This is a genomic window from Rhodoflexus caldus (assembly GCF_021206925.1).
GTDB classification, from domain to species: Bacteria; Bacteroidota; Bacteroidia; order Cytophagales; family Thermoflexibacteraceae; genus Rhodoflexus; species Rhodoflexus caldus.
This window is the reverse complement of record NZ_JAJPRF010000006.1, coordinates 13838-29038: the sequence shown is the minus strand read 5'-3', so window position 1 is coordinate 29038 and position 15201 is coordinate 13838. Positions and strand designations below refer to the sequence as shown.

Annotated in this window: 14 protein-coding genes; 7 read left to right on the top strand and 7 right to left on the bottom strand. The window is 46.8% G+C overall.

All coding sequences use genetic code 11. From position 1 onward, the window contains the following. Nucleotides 1-154 precede the first annotated feature (154 nt). The 4 genes from NDK19_RS08790 to NDK19_RS08775 all read right to left on the bottom strand — a co-directional run bounded on the left by NDK19_RS08790 (nt 155) and on the right by NDK19_RS08775 (nt 3963). Nucleotides 155-790, bottom strand: a complete 636-nt coding sequence (locus NDK19_RS08790; protein WP_250631502.1) for a transglutaminase-like domain-containing protein — start codon at nt 788-790, stop codon at nt 155-157. Between the two features lie 102 nt (nt 791-892). After that, the gene (locus tag NDK19_RS08785; protein ID WP_250631501.1) at nt 893-2689 is read right to left on the bottom strand and encodes an acyl-CoA dehydrogenase family protein; all 1797 of its coding nucleotides are present in this window, start codon (nt 2687-2689) and stop codon (nt 893-895) included. Between the two features lie 119 nt (nt 2690-2808). Beyond that, complete coding sequence (locus NDK19_RS08780; RefSeq protein WP_250631500.1) at nt 2809-3285, bottom strand: MarR family winged helix-turn-helix transcriptional regulator; 477 nt, start codon at nt 3283-3285, stop codon at nt 2809-2811. Nucleotides 3286-3441: 156 nt separating this feature from the next. After that, nucleotides 3442-3963 (bottom strand): hypothetical protein, encoded by a 522-nt coding sequence (locus NDK19_RS08775; RefSeq protein WP_250631499.1) that lies wholly within the window; start codon nt 3961-3963, stop codon nt 3442-3444. A gap of 96 nt (nt 3964-4059) precedes the next feature. Here NDK19_RS08775 and purB point away from each other — a divergent pair, with 96 nt between their 5' ends. From purB to NDK19_RS08755, 4 genes are read left to right on the top strand one after another with little or no spacing between them, the layout of a single operon-like run. After that, on the top strand, nt 4060-5403 hold the full coding sequence (gene purB, locus NDK19_RS08770) for an adenylosuccinate lyase (protein WP_250631498.1): 1344 nt from the start codon (nt 4060-4062) through the stop codon (nt 5401-5403). Nucleotides 5404-5414: 11 nt separating this feature from the next. Continuing rightward, entirely contained in the window at nt 5415-6335 is a 921-nt protein-coding gene (locus NDK19_RS08765) for a HindIII family type II restriction endonuclease (RefSeq protein WP_250631497.1), read from the top strand. Between the two features lie 11 nt (nt 6336-6346). Further along, nucleotides 6347-7189, top strand: coding sequence for a DNA-methyltransferase (locus NDK19_RS08760; RefSeq protein ID WP_250631496.1), 843 nt, complete (start codon nt 6347-6349; stop codon nt 7187-7189). Then, the gene (locus tag NDK19_RS08755; protein ID WP_250631495.1) at nt 7146-8144 is read left to right on the top strand and encodes a ribonuclease Z; all 999 of its coding nucleotides are present in this window, start codon (nt 7146-7148) and stop codon (nt 8142-8144) included. The genes NDK19_RS08760 and NDK19_RS08755 overlap by 44 nt, the downstream gene beginning before the upstream one ends. 133 nt (nt 8145-8277) lie before the next feature. On the opposite strand, the gene NDK19_RS08750 is transcribed toward NDK19_RS08755, so the two are convergent. Beyond that, nucleotides 8278-9753, bottom strand: coding sequence for a xylulokinase (locus NDK19_RS08750; protein ID WP_250631494.1), 1476 nt, complete (start codon nt 9751-9753; stop codon nt 8278-8280). Nucleotides 9754-9814: 61 nt separating this feature from the next. Here NDK19_RS08750 and NDK19_RS08745 point away from each other — a divergent pair, with 61 nt between their 5' ends. Next, entirely contained in the window at nt 9815-10915 is a 1101-nt protein-coding gene (locus tag NDK19_RS08745; protein WP_250631493.1) for a hypothetical protein, read from the top strand. A gap of 55 nt (nt 10916-10970) precedes the next feature. Here NDK19_RS08745 and NDK19_RS08740 read toward each other — a convergent pair whose 3' ends face one another. Together NDK19_RS08740 and NDK19_RS08735 are read right to left on the bottom strand one after the other, a co-directional pair. Continuing rightward, the gene (locus tag NDK19_RS08740) at nt 10971-12023 is read right to left on the bottom strand and encodes a Fe(3+) ABC transporter substrate-binding protein (RefSeq protein WP_250631492.1); all 1053 of its coding nucleotides are present in this window, start codon (nt 12021-12023) and stop codon (nt 10971-10973) included. Between the two features lie 77 nt (nt 12024-12100). Then, nucleotides 12101-13162, bottom strand: coding sequence for an N-acetylmuramoyl-L-alanine amidase family protein (locus NDK19_RS08735; RefSeq protein ID WP_250631491.1), 1062 nt, complete (start codon nt 13160-13162; stop codon nt 12101-12103). A gap of 66 nt (nt 13163-13228) precedes the next feature. On the opposite strand from NDK19_RS08735, the gene NDK19_RS08730 reads away from it, so the two are divergent. Both NDK19_RS08730 and NDK19_RS08725 read left to right on the top strand, forming a co-directional pair. Beyond that, on the top strand, nt 13229-14371 hold the full coding sequence (locus NDK19_RS08730; protein ID WP_250631490.1) for a TRAP transporter substrate-binding protein: 1143 nt from the start codon (nt 13229-13231) through the stop codon (nt 14369-14371). 73 nt (nt 14372-14444) lie between these two features. After that, nucleotides 14445-15044 carry a glutathione peroxidase gene (locus tag NDK19_RS08725; RefSeq protein ID WP_250631489.1) on the top strand — a complete coding sequence of 200 codons (600 nt, stop codon included), beginning with the start codon at nt 14445-14447 and terminating at the stop codon, nt 15042-15044. Nucleotides 15045-15201 lie beyond the last annotated feature (157 nt).

The window sequence follows — 15201 nt, the reverse complement described above, 5'->3', positions numbered from 1 at the left end:
CCGCGTGCTTATGCAATCCCATTTGCGTAGCTCAGCGTTTGCGCAAATTAATGCGTTATGTGTATCTAAAAAAGCGACAATAGTCGTGTGAGCAGACACACGCAACGGTTAGAAGTGGGCAATCATTTGTTTCAAGGTGTCTTTTTGCGGAATATCAGACAATCAACTGTTTAATTTCATCGGTAAACAGTTTTGGATAATGCTTCTTCCACTCACCAATCATTTGCTCAAAGGGCAAGTCATCAAATGAGCCGTAGTCGTGCAGGTATTCCATAAAGCGGTTGCCGTTGCGGCTGAATTGCTGAAAAATAGAATCTTCACGACCGTTAAACTCCAACGGTTCTACGTTGAGTTTTTCGCAAAGGGCTGCATTGAAGGCAGGGGTGGCTTTTACCCATTGTCCTTCCAAGTACAACTCGGTGAATCCGTGGAAAACCAGAATATTAGTGCCCAGAATTTTCTCTAATTTTTCCGTGCCGATGTGGTTGGTTACGTTGGCAAAACCTAATCTTGACGGGATACCGACGGCGCGCGCCGCTGCTGCCAAAATGGTAGCCTTGTCTATGCAATGCCCCTCGCTGCGTTGCACTTGCACGCTTGCGCGGAAGTCTTCGGGCTGCATGGATATGTTGTGCGGGTTATAGCGAAAGCCATCGCGAACAGCGTAGTACAACCTGACAGCCTTTTCCGTAGCTGTACGGGCTGCCGAAAAATCAACATTTGCTACAAAAGCCCGAATGGCATGGCTTTCATGGTCAATAAAATAGGTGTTTTTGAGGTAGCGTTCCATGAGCGGGAGGATGTTTGGAGGTGAATGACCTGAAAAGCATACAAGCATAAGCCATCAGACTCATGCTTGTATCAGGAACAAATGAAATGGAAATATGATGAATTAGAAAGGATACTTGTTTTGCTCAATCACAAAGTCAGCCAACTCGCGGCGAATAGCCGTTGCATTGATAGGATTCATCTTTGCAAAACGCTTCAGACCCATCAGCATTACTTTCTGCTCGTCGCCGGTAGCAAAGCTGTTGATAGCTTCTTTGCCGTGGTAAGCTACTTTATCCACTGCGCGGTTCAGATACAGGCGTGCCATGTTGATGTATTGTTGGCAAGCAGCCTCACCGCGGATACCAATCAGTTTTTCGGTGCGCAACAGGGCAGACTCGGCTACGTAGGTTTCAATAATCATATCGGCTACGTGCATCATTACTTCCTGCTGTTCTTCCAAGGCAGGGCCGAAAGTTTGGGCGGCTTTGCCTGCTACCATCAGCACGGCTTTTTTCAAGCCTTTGATAGTTTCTTTTTCTTCGGCAAACAGTACGGAGGCATCAATTGCACCGAAAGTAGGAACGCTGGTCAGTTCTTTGGCAACAGCCATTGCAGGGCCGAGAACATCCAATTCGCCCGCCATTGCACGCTTCAGAATCATACCTACTAGCAACATGCGGTTGATTTCGTTTGTGCCTTCATAGATGCGTGTGATACGTGCATCGCGGTAAGCGCGTGCCATCGGAGCTTCTTCGGAGAAGCCCATGCCGCCGTAGGTTTGCAGGCTTTCGTCTACCACATAGTCCAACACCTCGGAGCCGTGCACTTTCATAATGGCGCACTCAATGGCAAATTGCTCTACGCCTTTGAGTTTGGCTTGTGCCTCGTCCATGCCTTCGGCAATCAGCGCATTGATTTTATCTTCGATGCACTGACCTGCACGATAGGCTGCCGACTCGGTGGCATAGGTCAGGGCAGTCATCTCACCGATTTTGTGCTTGATAGCACCGAAAGAAGAAATAGACTTGCCGAATTGCTTGCGTTCGTTGGCATAGTTGGTAGCCATCGTAATCACGTCTTTGCAAGCACCAATAACGGCAGCAGCCAATTTAATACGACCGATATTGAGAATATTTACGGCAATTTTAAAACCATTGCCGCGTGTAGAAAGCATATTTTCTACGGGCACGTGGCAATCATTGAAAAATACCTGACGGGTAGAAGAACCTTTGATACCAAGTTTCTTTTCTTCGTCGTTCATCGTAATGCCGCCGTATGACTTTTCTACAATGAATGCAGTCAGGTTTTTATCGTCATCAATTTTGGCAAAAACGATAAACAAATCGGCAAAACCTGCGTTTGTAATCCACATCTTTTGCCCGTTGATGATGTAGTGTTTGCCGTCTTCGCTCAGGCGCGCTTTGGTTTTGCCCGAATTGGCATCTGAACCTGCATCGGGTTCGGTGAGGCAGTAGCTGGCTTTCCACTCGCCGGTAGCCAATTTTGGCAAGTATTTGCGCTTTTGTTCTTCGTTGCCGTAGTACAGAATCGGCAGCGTGCCTATGCCTGTATGTGCACCAAACGCAGTAGAGAAAGAACCGCCCGTGCCCAATACGTCGGCAACAAGCATTGAGGTATTGAAACTCATGCCCAATCCGCCGTATTCTTCGGGAACAGAGATCCCCAAAAGGCCAAGCTCGCCGGCTTTATTCATCAACTCAATCGTGAAGCCGGACTCTACATCTTCCATTTTGTCCACATTGGGGAAAACTTCGGTGCGCAGGAAGTCCGTACAGGCTTGCGCCATCATGCGTTGCTCTTCGGTAAAGTCCTCAGGGATGAATACATCATGGGCTTCAGATTCGCGAATCAGGAACTCTCCGCCTTTGAGGGCTTCTTTTCTTTCTACCATTTCCATAATATACAGCGTTTAATGATTTAGGTGCACAAAGAGAAAATTGTTATGCGTGCATAACAATACAAAAGTAAAGAAAAAAATGTTATGCAAGCATAATAACCGAAAAAAATTTTTCGCGCCTAATCCAAGTTGTTGAAAATGGTGCTCATGATGTGCATAAGTTTTTGATAGTCAGTAATATCAAGTCCTTTCCAGCCGTCTTTGCGCATCTCAATAACAACGGGAAGCATTTGGCTGACCTTTTTATGACCTTTGGGGGTGAGTTCGACAATAAACCTGCGGCGGTCGTTTTCATCTACCGAACGGGTGGTCAATCCTTTTTTACAGAGTTGGTCGATGATGCGCGTAACGGTGGGGGCATCTTTAAAGGTGCGGTCGGCAATTTCGTTTTGGCTGATGCTCGGGTTTTGGCGGATACAGTCCAGCACGACCCACTGGTCAACCGTTACGCCGAAATGATGCGCATTGAAACGGCGTTGCAGATTTTGGCGGATGCGTTTGGTTGTTCGCTCAATAATAAAGCCGTAGTTGGTGATTTGGGTAAGAAATTCCTGTTCTAAGTCGGCAGCCTGATTGGTACCGGTTGAGTTTTCCATGTCTTGTCTTAATTGCTGATTTTAGAAATGCTGATGGTTGTAAATTTTACGAATAAACACTGATTATATTGTTGCCGACGCAGTCAGTTGGCAAAAATCCTGTCAGGTTTCTGAAACCTGACAGGATTTTACGTGTTGGATAGCCTTTCAACCGGACTACTCTTCGTCGCCTTCCTCGGCGGCATAGCTGAACGAATACACCGAATCGTCTAACTCTAATGTGCCGTCGTTAAATTCGCGAACGAATTTTTCAATCACCTCGTCGTTGATTTCATCCACATTGAGGCAGATGTCAATGCCGATGCCGAAATCAACAGCTTCTTCGATGTTTACAAATTCGGAAACACCTACCTCGTCTTCGCTTTCTATTTCGTCAATGAGCAAATCCAAATAGTCTTGCTGCTCTTCGGTGGCTTCGTCGTAGTTGGTGTAGTTCGGGAATTTTTCCTTGATGCGTTGCTCTGCCAAATCAAATACAGCCATTTCGTACTCGGCACGCAGGGTGTAGATAAAAGCATCGAAGATTACTTCTTTTCCGTCGTGCTTGCCTACAAATTGGAAATAGGCGGAGTCCTCATCGGGCTGTTGCTCGTCGGTTACGTATATGAATGACTTCTTGGCTTGCTTGCACTGTTCTTTGAGTGCCGCAATTTTTTCGGGGTTGAATCCTTCGTTCATTGTTCCAAAGTTTAAAAAACGATAAAGCAAAGTAACAAAGTTTGCGGGAATAACGACGAAAAAAAATCCGATATTTGCCGCTTAATAAGGCTTTGCATGGAACTTTCCTCACTTTCTGCAATTTCCCCGATAGACGGGCGTTACAGAAAACAAACCGAAACGCTCGCCCCGTTTTTTTCCGAACAAGGGCTTATTCGCTACCGCGTACAGGTTGAAATTGAATATTTTATTGCCCTTTGTGAGTTGCCGTTGCCACAATTGGCAGGCTTTAACCGCAACTTGTTTGAGCCGCTGCGCGATATTTACCGCAACTTTTCCGCAAAGGATGCGCAGCAAATCAAGGACATAGAAAAAACGACTAATCACGATGTTAAGGCGGTTGAGTATTTTATCAAATCGCACTTTGAGCGTCTGCAAATAGCTCATTATCAAGAGTTTGTTCATTTTGGGCTTACTTCGCAAGATGTAAACAATACAGCTATTCCGCTGTCGCTGAAAGAGGCTGTAACATTGGTTTATCTGCCGCTTTTGGGCGATGTGATGCAAAAACTTGCAGCAATGGCGGCGCAATGGGCAAACCTGCCGATGCTTGCTTTTACGCACGGGCAGCCTGCTTCGCCTACTCGGTTAGGCAAGGAAATTCAGGTGTTTGTCTATCGCTTGGAAGAACAGCTAAAAGCCTTGCAATCAGCTCCTTACAGTGCTAAGTTCGGCGGTGCTACGGGCAATATGAACGCGCATAAGGTTGCTTACCCGACGGTTGATTGGCAGGATTTCGCCAACCGATTTGTGAATGAAAAACTCGGTTTGCGACGCGCGCAGTGGACTACGCAAATTGAAAACTACGACCATTTGGCAGCATTATTTGACGCGCTGCGCCGCATCAATACCATTTTGATTGACTTTGCCCGCGACGTTTGGACGTACATTTCCATGGGCTATTTCAAACAGCAGGCAGTTGCCGGTGAGGTTGGTTCTTCTGCCATGCCGCACAAGGTTAATCCGATTGATTTTGAAAATGCGGAAGGCAATTTGGGCTATGCCAATGCCATTTTTGGCTTTTTATCGGAAAAACTGCCCGTTTCGCGCCTGCAACGTGATTTGACCGATTCTACGGTGTTGCGCAATGTGGGCGTACCGCTGGCGCATACGGTAGTGGCGCTGCAATCGCTCAAAAAGGGATTGGGCAAAATCACGCCCGATGAAAGCCGCCTGCACGCCGATTTGAGTAACAACTGGGCAGTGGTTGCCGAAGCACTGCAAAGCATTCTTCGCCGCGAAGGCTATCCGCAACCCTACGAAACCCTGAAAGCACTCACCCGCGGGCAGGGTGGTATTACGCAGGAAAGCATTGCAACATTTATCCGCTCACTGGAAATTTCCGAAGCAGTTAAGGCAGAAATGTTGGCGGTAAGTCCGTTTAATTATACGGGGATTTGAGAATAATAATAATGACCGAAAATAGCATCATATCCCCCAAAGCTGTTCAACGACGGCAATTTTGGATTACTGAAATCCAAAAGTTAAGCGGCAATTTTGGCGCAGATGCAACCCGCTTAGAAAAAGAGTTGGAAGAAGAGATTAAAAATGAGGGCATCACAGCTCTGGTAGATCATTTAAGACTTTGCGGCAATATCCCGGAAATTTATGAGCATGACAGTAGCGAAGAAAAACTATATTCAAAATATACCGATTGCTTATTGGCGTTGGCATACAGAAGTTTAGGAATGCAGAGCATTGTTCTTAGAGAAAGGGCTGATGCAGCTGATGTTGAGACGTTTTCTTCGATTTTCAGCTTTGTTGCCGATGCAAAATCATTCCGATTGAGTCGTACAGCTAAAAACCAAAAGGATTTCAAAATAGAAGCAATGGCAGGCTGGAAACGAGGTAAACCTTATGCAATGGTTGTTTGCCCGATTTATCAATTACCCGGCAGAAAAAGTCAAATATATCGGCAAGCAACTACCCGAAATGTGTGTATTTTTACTTACTCTCATTTAGCGGTACTTATCAATTATGCCGTTACGGCAGGAAAAACAAAAGCCACAACACTGTTAGAGCAGGTGTTTAAAACCATTGCTGCACTAAACCCGTCTGACATTGCAAATGATTATTGGTTGGCGATAAACCAAGTTATGCTTTCTTTCGCCGAAGAAATAGGGCTTTTGTGGGCGCAGGAAAAGGCAATTGCTAATCATTCAATCATTTTGGGTAAAGAAGAAGCATTAGGTTTTCTGGCGCAAGAGCGTGAAAAAATTATGCAAATGAGCCGCGAGGAAGCAATTGCAGAACTGATGAAAGTACATCAGATTGAGAGAAGAATAGCAACCATTCAGGCTGTTTCAGATAACGGGTTATTCAATATCAAATGACGGGATTAACTATGGAATCGTTTATTAACAGTATCATCGAAGGAAATTGTGTGGATGTGATGCAAAATTTTGCTGATGATTTTATCGACTTAACTGTTACTTCGCCTCCATATGATGATTTGAGAAACTACAAGGGATATGTATTTCCGTTTGAAGAGATTGCCCGAGAGCTCTATAGAATTACCAAACCCGGTGGCGTAGTAGTATGGGTAGTTGCAGACGCTACAATTGATGCAAGCGAAACAGGTACAAGTTTTAGACAGGCACTTTATTTCAAGGAAATCGGATTTAATTTGCACGACACAATGATTTTTCGCAAACGCAATCCCATACCTCAGATTTACCGCAAACGCTATAATAATGAGTTTGAATACATGTTCGTATTGAGCAAAGGAGTTGTAAAAACGCATAATCCGATTATGGTCGATTGTATGCACGCCGGTCTTGAGTTAAACGGAACAACTTATAAAAATTATTCAAAAAATGAACAGGTACGCGAGAAGCTCGCTAAACCCGTGAAAGACAAGAAAATCAAAGGTAATATTTGGGAATATGTGGTAGGCAAAAAAGAAGAAGACCAAGAAGCTAAAGGACATCCTGCTCCTTTTCCGTGCCAATTAGTAAGAGACCATATTATTTCATGGACTAATCCGGGCGATATTGTTTTTGACCCTATGTGCGGCAGCGGTACAACCCTGCGAGTGGCTTGTGAAACAGGCAGGCGATATATCGGCATAGACATAAGTCCCGAATATTGTATGATGGCAAGAAAACGCATTCAAGCGGTTGAAATGCAATTGCGTCTTTTTCATGCAGCGAAATCGGAGCAATCTTATTTTTCAAGCAGCGAATAATACGCTCATAACCAACCTAATCATCGGTGTATTATTGGCTATTATGATTTTCAACGTTACTATACTCGGCAGTTCGTCCGCAACCCCGGGCTGGGGGAGGGGGCTGCCTGCACAAGTGGTTAATTTCAACGAACAACTCTACCTGATTGACTGCGGCGAAGGCACGCAAATGCAAATTCAGAAGTTTGGCGTAAAAGCAAGCCGCATTCGGCACATCCTCATCAGTCACCTGCACGGCGACCATTACTTGGGGCTGGTAGGGCTGCTGTCCAGCATGAGCCTGCAAGGGCGTACCCGACCCATTGACCTCTATGCCCCGCGCGAATTGGCGGAAGTTCTGACCGTGCAATTCCGATGCACGGGTATTGTGCTGCATTTTCCGCTACATTTTCATCCGTTGGACATGGAAAATCCTGCGGTTATTATTGACAATGAAACAATTATGGTGAGTACTTTTCCGCTGTTACACGGGCTGCCCGTGGTTGGCTTTTTGTTTCGCGAAAAGGAAAAACCGCGCAACCTGATAAAAGAACGGCTGCCCGCAAACTTACCTTTCGGGCATTTGCAGGCTTTGAAACGCGGCGAAGATGTACTGTGGCAAGGAAAGACACTGCTTGCAGCCGACTATACGCTGCCCCCTAAGCCACTGCGCAGCTATGCCTATTGTTCCGATACGCTCTACCACGAACCGGTAATTGAGTGGGTAAAAGGTGTGAGTTTGCTTTATCACGAAGCCACCTTCGCCGACGACATGGCAGACCGCGCCAAAGAAACTTTCCATTCTACGGCACGGCAAGCGGCTACCATTGCTCGCAAAGCCCAAGTCGGGCAGTTGTTGCTGGGGCATTTTTCGGTGCGCTACCGCGAGGTGGATGTACTGCTCAATGAAGCATGTGAGGTATTTCCCGCAACGCTGGCAGCCGTAGACGGGGCTGTGTTTGAGGTAGCAAGTTAAGCAATTGAAAAGTGTGCTGTGTTGTCATTCGCCTGAAATCCGCAGCGCGTGCAACGTACTTATGCGTTTAAAATTGCTCAACTGCTTACTCCGAAATCACAAAGCCAAGCGGATTGGCCGCTTAACCGACGAGCTACGCTGTTATTTCTTTCTCCCAGTTGGCATAAATAGCTTGTAAGTCAGCCTGTTGTGTAATTTCCGGCTCTATGCGGCGGAGGCATTGCAGGCGGCTGAATGCTTCGGATTCGCCGATAAGCCCCGCACCGATGGCTGCACCGCGTGCCGCGCCCTGTGCACCGTCGGTATTGAACAATTCAATGGCTGCACCGCTCAACGTTGCCAAGGTTTGGGCAAACAACGGGCTGAGAAACATGTTGGCGTGCCCTGCGCGAATTGTTTCAAATCGGATGCCTGTTTCCTGCATGGCTTTCATGCCGTACCAAAGTGCAAAAACAATCCCTTCCTGTGCTGCCCTGAGCAAATGTGCACGGCTGTGTCGGTTGAATTGCACACCTTTGATTTGCGCCCCTGCGTCGCGGTTTGACAGCACTCGCTCTGCACCATTGCCAAAAGGATAAACCCGCACGCCGTCAGCGCCTTGGGGGGCAGTGGCTGCCAACTCATTCATGGCATCGTAGGACAGTTCTGGGCAGATGTTGCGGCGCAGCCATGCATTCATGCTGCCGGTGCCGTTCACACAAAGCAACGCACCCATGCGCGGCGTTTCAGAACGGTGATTGACGTGCAGAAAGGTATTAAAACGCATATCGGGGGCGGGGATGGCATTTTCTCCGACCCCGTAAATAACACCCGAAGTGCCTGCCGTAGCTGCAACCTCACCCGGGTTTAGCACGTGGAGCGAAAAAGCATTATTGGGTTGGTCGCCTGCCCTGTAAGTAACGGGCGTTCCTGCTGCCAGTCCAAGTTGTGCTGCCGCATGGGGGGTGAGTTCGCCCTGTATGCCGAAAGTAGGCACTATTTCGGGCAGCATTTCGCGACGAATCCCGTAATGTTGCATGAGGAAATCGGCTGGTTGGCCTGCTGCAAAATCCCACAGTATGCCTTCTGAAAGCCCCGAGGCGGTAGTCGTTGCCTTTCCCGTCATTTGCAATGTAATGAAGTCGCCCGGGAGCATGAAATAGCGGGCGTTATGGTATATCGTCGGTTCGTTTTCAATTACCCAACGCAATTTGGAAGCCGTAAAATTGCCCGGCGAATTGAGCAGGTGGCGAAGGCATTTTTCCTGCCCGATGGCTTTTAAGGCTTGTTCGCCCGTTGTAACTGCCCGACTGTCGCACCAGATAATAGACGGGCGCAGCGGATTGCCCGCCTCATCTACCAGCACAAGCCCGTGCATCTGATAGGATATACCAATGGCTTGAATTGCCTGAGGCGATACCTGCGGCGCTTTTGAAAGAAGTTGTCGGGTTGCTTGTTGTACATAATCCCACCACATCTGCGGCGGCTGCTCTGCCCAACCTGCTTGCGGCGCATGAATAGGCATTTCATCTGCCGGAACAGTTGCCGATGCGAGCAAAAGTCCTTTTTCTACATCCATCAGAACCGCCTTTACAGACGAACTGCCTAAGTCATACCCTATTGTGAGCATAAAATTTCAAGATTTTATTGCCAAAATAAGCATATTTGTAGAATACTAACAGACGGGCTGCATGAAACGCCTCACAATCCTATGGAAACGCCTGAGTTATACAGGAACAACCAATATTCGCGACCCCGATTTATATAAAAGGGTTGTTTTAAGCAATCAACTGTCCATTATTAGCGGATTGCCTATTATTTTTTATACGCTGCTGGCTCCTGATAAATTTTTTTACGTTGGAGTAATGTTGCTGGCTGCTTGCATCAGTTTTAGTGCCATACTGCTCAACCAACAGGGATATCATAATTTGGCACGCATAGCGGTTATTCTTGCTCCTCAAATCGGAACGCTGGCAGGTGTTTACATGCTGTTTGGCCTATCGGAGAGGAATGAGTATTACGTTAAGTTTACAATCATTGCCACTTTTATTTTGCCGATGGTGCTCATAAGCATTCGCGAAAGGTGGCTGATGGCAATTGGTACGGGTATAGTGATTGCTAATTTTTTTGGCTCCGAATTTCTTGGAACGCGGCTGTTCTATCCGATTTACGAGTCTGAGGAAATGCCTCCCAATGCGCTTTATGTTATTTCGGCATTGGTCAATTTTACCATGTTCTTTTTGGGATTCGGCTATTTGCAGCATATCAACTTGACATCGGAGGATAATATTGTCCAATTGCTGCGCGACACACAATTGGCAAATGAAGAACTGGCACAACTTACCCATAATCTTCAAGCAAAACAACATCGCTTAGATTTGATTAACCGGAAGTTAGCCAATATCATCAGGGCCAAAACCAAGGACTTGACCCTTCGCAACAAGCAATTGCAAGAGTATGGAGAGTTTCATGCACACCAAGTACGTGCACCGCTTGCCCGCATTATGGGGCTGGTGCTTGTCTTACAAAAGACTGACCGAAACGACCCGCAGGAATTGGAGTATTGCCTGAATCGCCTCAACGAGGCAGCCTTGGAATTGGACGCAATTATGAAGGCATTTAACCGACGATTGGAGGAAGAGGTTAGCTTAACAGCTTCTGTATCTGCCCGACGGGAACTGCTGCGCGAACTTGCGGATTTAAACCGTCAGATTACAGAGACCAATGAGTTGCTGTATTTGGAAGTGGTGCGCCTGCAACGCGAAAATCAGCGGCTGCGTGAGGAAAGATAAAAGCCATCTCTTATTTCGGAGATGGCTTTATGTGCAATAGGGCTTTATGAAAGCATTATTTCCAGCCGGCGGCATCAAATATTTTTACGGCAGCGGCATTCAGTTTGCCCAACTCCACAATATTCAACGTATCGCCTTTGAAAGCACCCCAACTTGCCAAGGTGGCAGAGAGTGGCACGCCCGGTTTCACAGGGTATTCCTGATTACCTTCTGCAAAAACTTGTTGTGCTTTATCGGAAGACAAAAACTCTAACAATTTGATGGCATTCGCCTTGTTGGGGGCATATTTGGCAACACCTCCGCCACTCACGTTCATGTGCGTGCCGCGGTCGGCCTGATTGGGGAAAAAGATGCCGATTTTTTGTGCAGCCACAGTGTCAGCTGCTTCTTTTGAGTTTAGCATTTGCCCTAAGTAATAGGTATTGACAATAGCTACGTCTCCTTCTCCGTTGGCAACTGCATAAATCTGGTCGCGGTCGTTGCCTTTGGGTTCGCGCGCCATATTGGCTACAATGCCTTTCGCCCATTGCAGAGCAACTTCTTCGCCTTTGTGTGCAATGATGGAAGCCAACAGCGATTGATTGTAGATGTTGTCGGACGGGCGCACTAAAATACGTTTTTTCCATTTCGCACTTGTCAAGTCTTCATAAGTACTCAAATCGGAAGGTTTTACTTTGGCTTTGTTGTAAACAATCACACGGCCGCGCTGTGTGAGCGAATACCAGTAGCCTTCGCTGTCGCGTAGGTTAGCAGGAATATTGGCATTCAATATTTCCGACTGTACGGGTTGCAACAGACCTTTTTCTTTGGCACGCACCAAACGACCTGCATCAACGGTCAGCAGCAAGTCGGCCGGGCAATTAGCGCCTTCCATTTCCATGAGTTTTTGCAACTCGTCGGCGCTGGCAGTTTTAACATTTACCTTAATACCTGTTTCTTTCTCAAATTCGGCAAAAAGTTGTTTGTCAGCGTCATAGTGGCGATGTGTGTACACATTCACAACAAGTGAGTCTGTTGTGGCAGCTTCCTGATTGCTTTGGTTGTTTTGGCCGCCGCAGGCAGCTAACAGCATCAATGCTGCAGCTGCAATTAAAGAGGTGAATTTCATAAATGCAGAGATATAATTTAGAACCATTCTAAATAGCTGCAAAATTGCATCATTGTAAGCACATATGCAAATAAGCGCTACTTTTTGATGGCCTCAGCTCTTTGTTGCGGGTCAATAATCAGGTAGGCATCGGGAAAGCCTTTTTTTCGTACTTCCCGCATCAGTTCGGTGGCTTTTGTAATGTCATCAAACGCATCGCCCGCCGTATATCGGTAGCGATAGGTTTCCCCCTCGAACAGGTGCTCCTTAACGGGCATTTTGAGTTTTTTAAAGTCCTGATGCGTCATGGGAATCTTCTTTTCGGAGGCAGTAATCTGCACCCGATAGCGGATTTTTTCGCTGTCGGCTTTTTCTTCTGCCAACTGCTTTCTGCCGGCAGGGCTGTCTGTTTTGAATCGCACACCTGTTTCTGCTGCTACCAGATAGTTGCGTAAACCACGGTAAATAGCGGAGGCAATAATTTCCTTGCCATATTGCCCGTTCAGATAGCGTTCCTCTTCTTTATTCGATAAGAAGCCGATTTCAACCAATACGCCCGGCATGGTGGTGTACTGCAATACGTAAAGGCTGTGCCGTCGGTCTTTGGTATTAAAGATGCCGCGACTTGGGCGGCGTGCCCGCACGCGAAATTCCTCGTCAATGCTTTGGGCTAATGCAAGGCTGCGCACGAAGGCGTGGTCGTGGATGTGTACTTGCGTGCCGCTTACCCACGAGCGCGGATTGGCGTTGCAGTGGATGCTTACAAAAAAATCTGCTTCGGCACTGTTTGCCAATTTTACTCGTTCCTCTAAGCTGACAAAATTATCGGCCTGTCTTGTGTGAATCAGTTCTATGTTTTCTAAGTTTTCATCTATGTATTTGGCAACCAATTGACTGATTTCCAGTACGATATCTTTTTCGTGGCTGAACTTTTGAGAACTGCGAAGCGTGCCCGGGTCATGGCCGCCGTGCCCGGGGTCAAGCACTACTCGGATAGTTTTGCCTTTCAGCGGACGGTTATATTCTACTTTGGGAGGTGTTTTAACAACAGCATTGACTTTTTTTACGGGAGTTTTGGTGGAGGTTTTTGCACTTCCCTTTTTTTGAGCCTCAGCCGGCAGTGAAAGCAGTCCTGCCAACAATGCGATTACAGCGGTCATGACCGTTCGCAACGCTTTATTTGAGGGCAAATACTTCATACTGAGCCAAATTTATAAATTTGTTGTATGGATACGTTTAAAAGGCGCAACTTTCTTAAAAAAGGCACATTGGCAGTACTTGCCGCAAGTGGCGGATTGGCAGCCTGCCGGTCGGCAGACAGCGAGAATCAGGCACAAAAAACGCGAAAATCTGACAAGATTTTTCGCTGGAAAATGGTAACTACTTGGCCGCCGCATTTTCCCGTTTTGGGTGAAAATGTAGATAAGTTTGCCCGCTTGGTCGAGAAAATGACCGATGGTCGCATACAAATTCAGGTGTACGGTGCGGGCGAACTCATTCCTGCCTATGAAGTTTTTGAGGCGGTCAGTCTTGGCGCAGTCGAACTGGGGCATTCGGCTCCTTACTATTGGGCGGGGCGTGTGCAGGCATCCCAATTTTTCGCTTCCATTCCCTTTGGCATGAACTCCCAGCAGATGATTGCTTGGATTCTTGGCGGCGGAGGGCTACAACTCTGGCAGGAGGTATATGCACCTTTTAACATTGTCCCTTACCTTGGCGGATGCACAGGTATGCAAATGGGCGGCTGGTTCAACCGCGAAATCAACAACATCAATGACTTTAAAGGGCTGATTATGCGCATCCCCGGGCTGGGCGGTAAGGTGGTAAAAAAAATCGGCGGTTCGCCCATTACGGTTGCCGGTGCAGAGATTTACACCAATTTGGAGCGCGGCGTAATTGATGCCTGCGAGTGGATTGGCCCCTTCCATGACTACCTGTTGGGCTTACATCGCGTAGCCAAATACTACTACTACCCGGGATGGCAAGAGCCCGGAACGCCGTTGGAAGTTCTTGTCAATAAAAATGCGCTGGCAGAACTCACCGACGACCTGAAAGCGATTTTAGAAACAGCTATTATGCACCTGCACACGACTATTTTTGCAGAGGCAGAGGCAAAAAATGCCGAATATTTGGACAAACTGATTCAGGAAGAGAAAAAAGAACTGCGCCGTTTTCCTGCCGACGTATTGGCGGCAATGAACGAGCAATTGCTGGAAGTTGTGCGCGAGATGATTGCGACAGACCCCGTCAGCAAGAAAGTGTATGAATCCTACGAAAATTTCAGGCAGCGCGCCATTCGCTACTCAGAGGCAACCGAGCAATCGTTCTACCGCGATTTGCAATCTGCGAAAAGCGCATTAAAAATTTAGCGCCGAAGCCGAACAAATGTGTAACAACACTTGTTGTAGTTGCAATGAATTTTTAAACCTCTTCTAATTTATTATGAACCACATCTTTTTAGCTTGTTTACTGTTTGTAAGTGCTTGTGTGGGTGCCAACGAAACTAAATCCGGACCGGAAACGGCTGAGGCAAGCATTATTAATACAACAACCATGCAGGAAAAACCCTCTTTCTACGATTTTAAAATGAAGGACATCAACGGTAATGAGGTGGACTTCAGCACGTTCAAAGGCAAAAAAGTGCTGCTTGTAAACGTAGCCTCCAAATGCGGCTACACTCCACAGTATGCCGAGTTGGAAGAACTCAACAAGAAACACGGCGACAAAGTGGTTATTTTGGGCTTCCCCGCGAATAACTTCGGCAACCAAGAGCCGGGCAGCAATGCAGAAATTGCCGAGTTTTGTCGCACAACCTACGGAGTGTCTTTCCAAATGTTTGAGAAAATTTCCGTTAAAGGCGATGACATGCACCCGCTTTACAAGTGGCTCTCTACCAAAGAGTTAAACGGATGGAACAGTGATGCGCCTAAGTGGAATTTCTGCAAGTACTTGATTAACGAAAAGGGTGAATTGGTGAAGTTTTATGGCTCCGGTATCAAGCCTATGAGCAATGATATATTGACGGCCATCGGCGCTAACTAATCGCCACAGTTTGACGACAACAAAAATCCCGACAAGTCATTGAAAACTTGTCGGGATTTTGCTTTTTACCGTTTCTGTTTATACAAAAGTGCAAGTGATTTTGCGAAAAATTTTTTGTGTAAATTATTGGAAAACAAGCGATTAAACCTGACAGGTG

Coding starts and splice junctions, on each gene's coding strand:
- NDK19_RS08790 (WP_250631502.1), bottom strand. CDS start 790: ATGGAACGCTACCTCAAAAACACCTATTTTATTGACCATGAAAGCCAT.
- NDK19_RS08785 (WP_250631501.1), bottom strand. CDS start 2,689: ATGGAAATGGTAGAAAGAAAAGAAGCCCTCAAAGGCGGAGAGTTCCTG.
- NDK19_RS08780 (WP_250631500.1), bottom strand. CDS start 3,285: ATGGAAAACTCAACCGGTACCAATCAGGCTGCCGACTTAGAACAGGAA.
- NDK19_RS08775 (WP_250631499.1), bottom strand. CDS start 3,963: ATGAACGAAGGATTCAACCCCGAAAAAATTGCGGCACTCAAAGAACAG.
- purB (WP_250631498.1), top strand. CDS start 4,060: ATGGAACTTTCCTCACTTTCTGCAATTTCCCCGATAGACGGGCGTTAC.
- NDK19_RS08765 (WP_250631497.1), top strand. CDS start 5,415: ATGACCGAAAATAGCATCATATCCCCCAAAGCTGTTCAACGACGGCAA.
- NDK19_RS08760 (WP_250631496.1), top strand. CDS start 6,347: ATGGAATCGTTTATTAACAGTATCATCGAAGGAAATTGTGTGGATGTG.
- NDK19_RS08755 (WP_250631495.1), top strand. CDS start 7,146: ATGCAGCGAAATCGGAGCAATCTTATTTTTCAAGCAGCGAATAATACG.
- NDK19_RS08750 (WP_250631494.1), bottom strand. CDS start 9,753: ATGCTCACAATAGGGTATGACTTAGGCAGTTCGTCTGTAAAGGCGGTT.
- NDK19_RS08745 (WP_250631493.1), top strand. CDS start 9,815: ATGAAACGCCTCACAATCCTATGGAAACGCCTGAGTTATACAGGAACA.
- NDK19_RS08740 (WP_250631492.1), bottom strand. CDS start 12,023: ATGAAATTCACCTCTTTAATTGCAGCTGCAGCATTGATGCTGTTAGCT.
- NDK19_RS08735 (WP_250631491.1), bottom strand. CDS start 13,162: ATGACCGCTGTAATCGCATTGTTGGCAGGACTGCTTTCACTGCCGGCT.
- NDK19_RS08730 (WP_250631490.1), top strand. CDS start 13,229: ATGGATACGTTTAAAAGGCGCAACTTTCTTAAAAAAGGCACATTGGCA.
- NDK19_RS08725 (WP_250631489.1), top strand. CDS start 14,445: ATGAACCACATCTTTTTAGCTTGTTTACTGTTTGTAAGTGCTTGTGTG.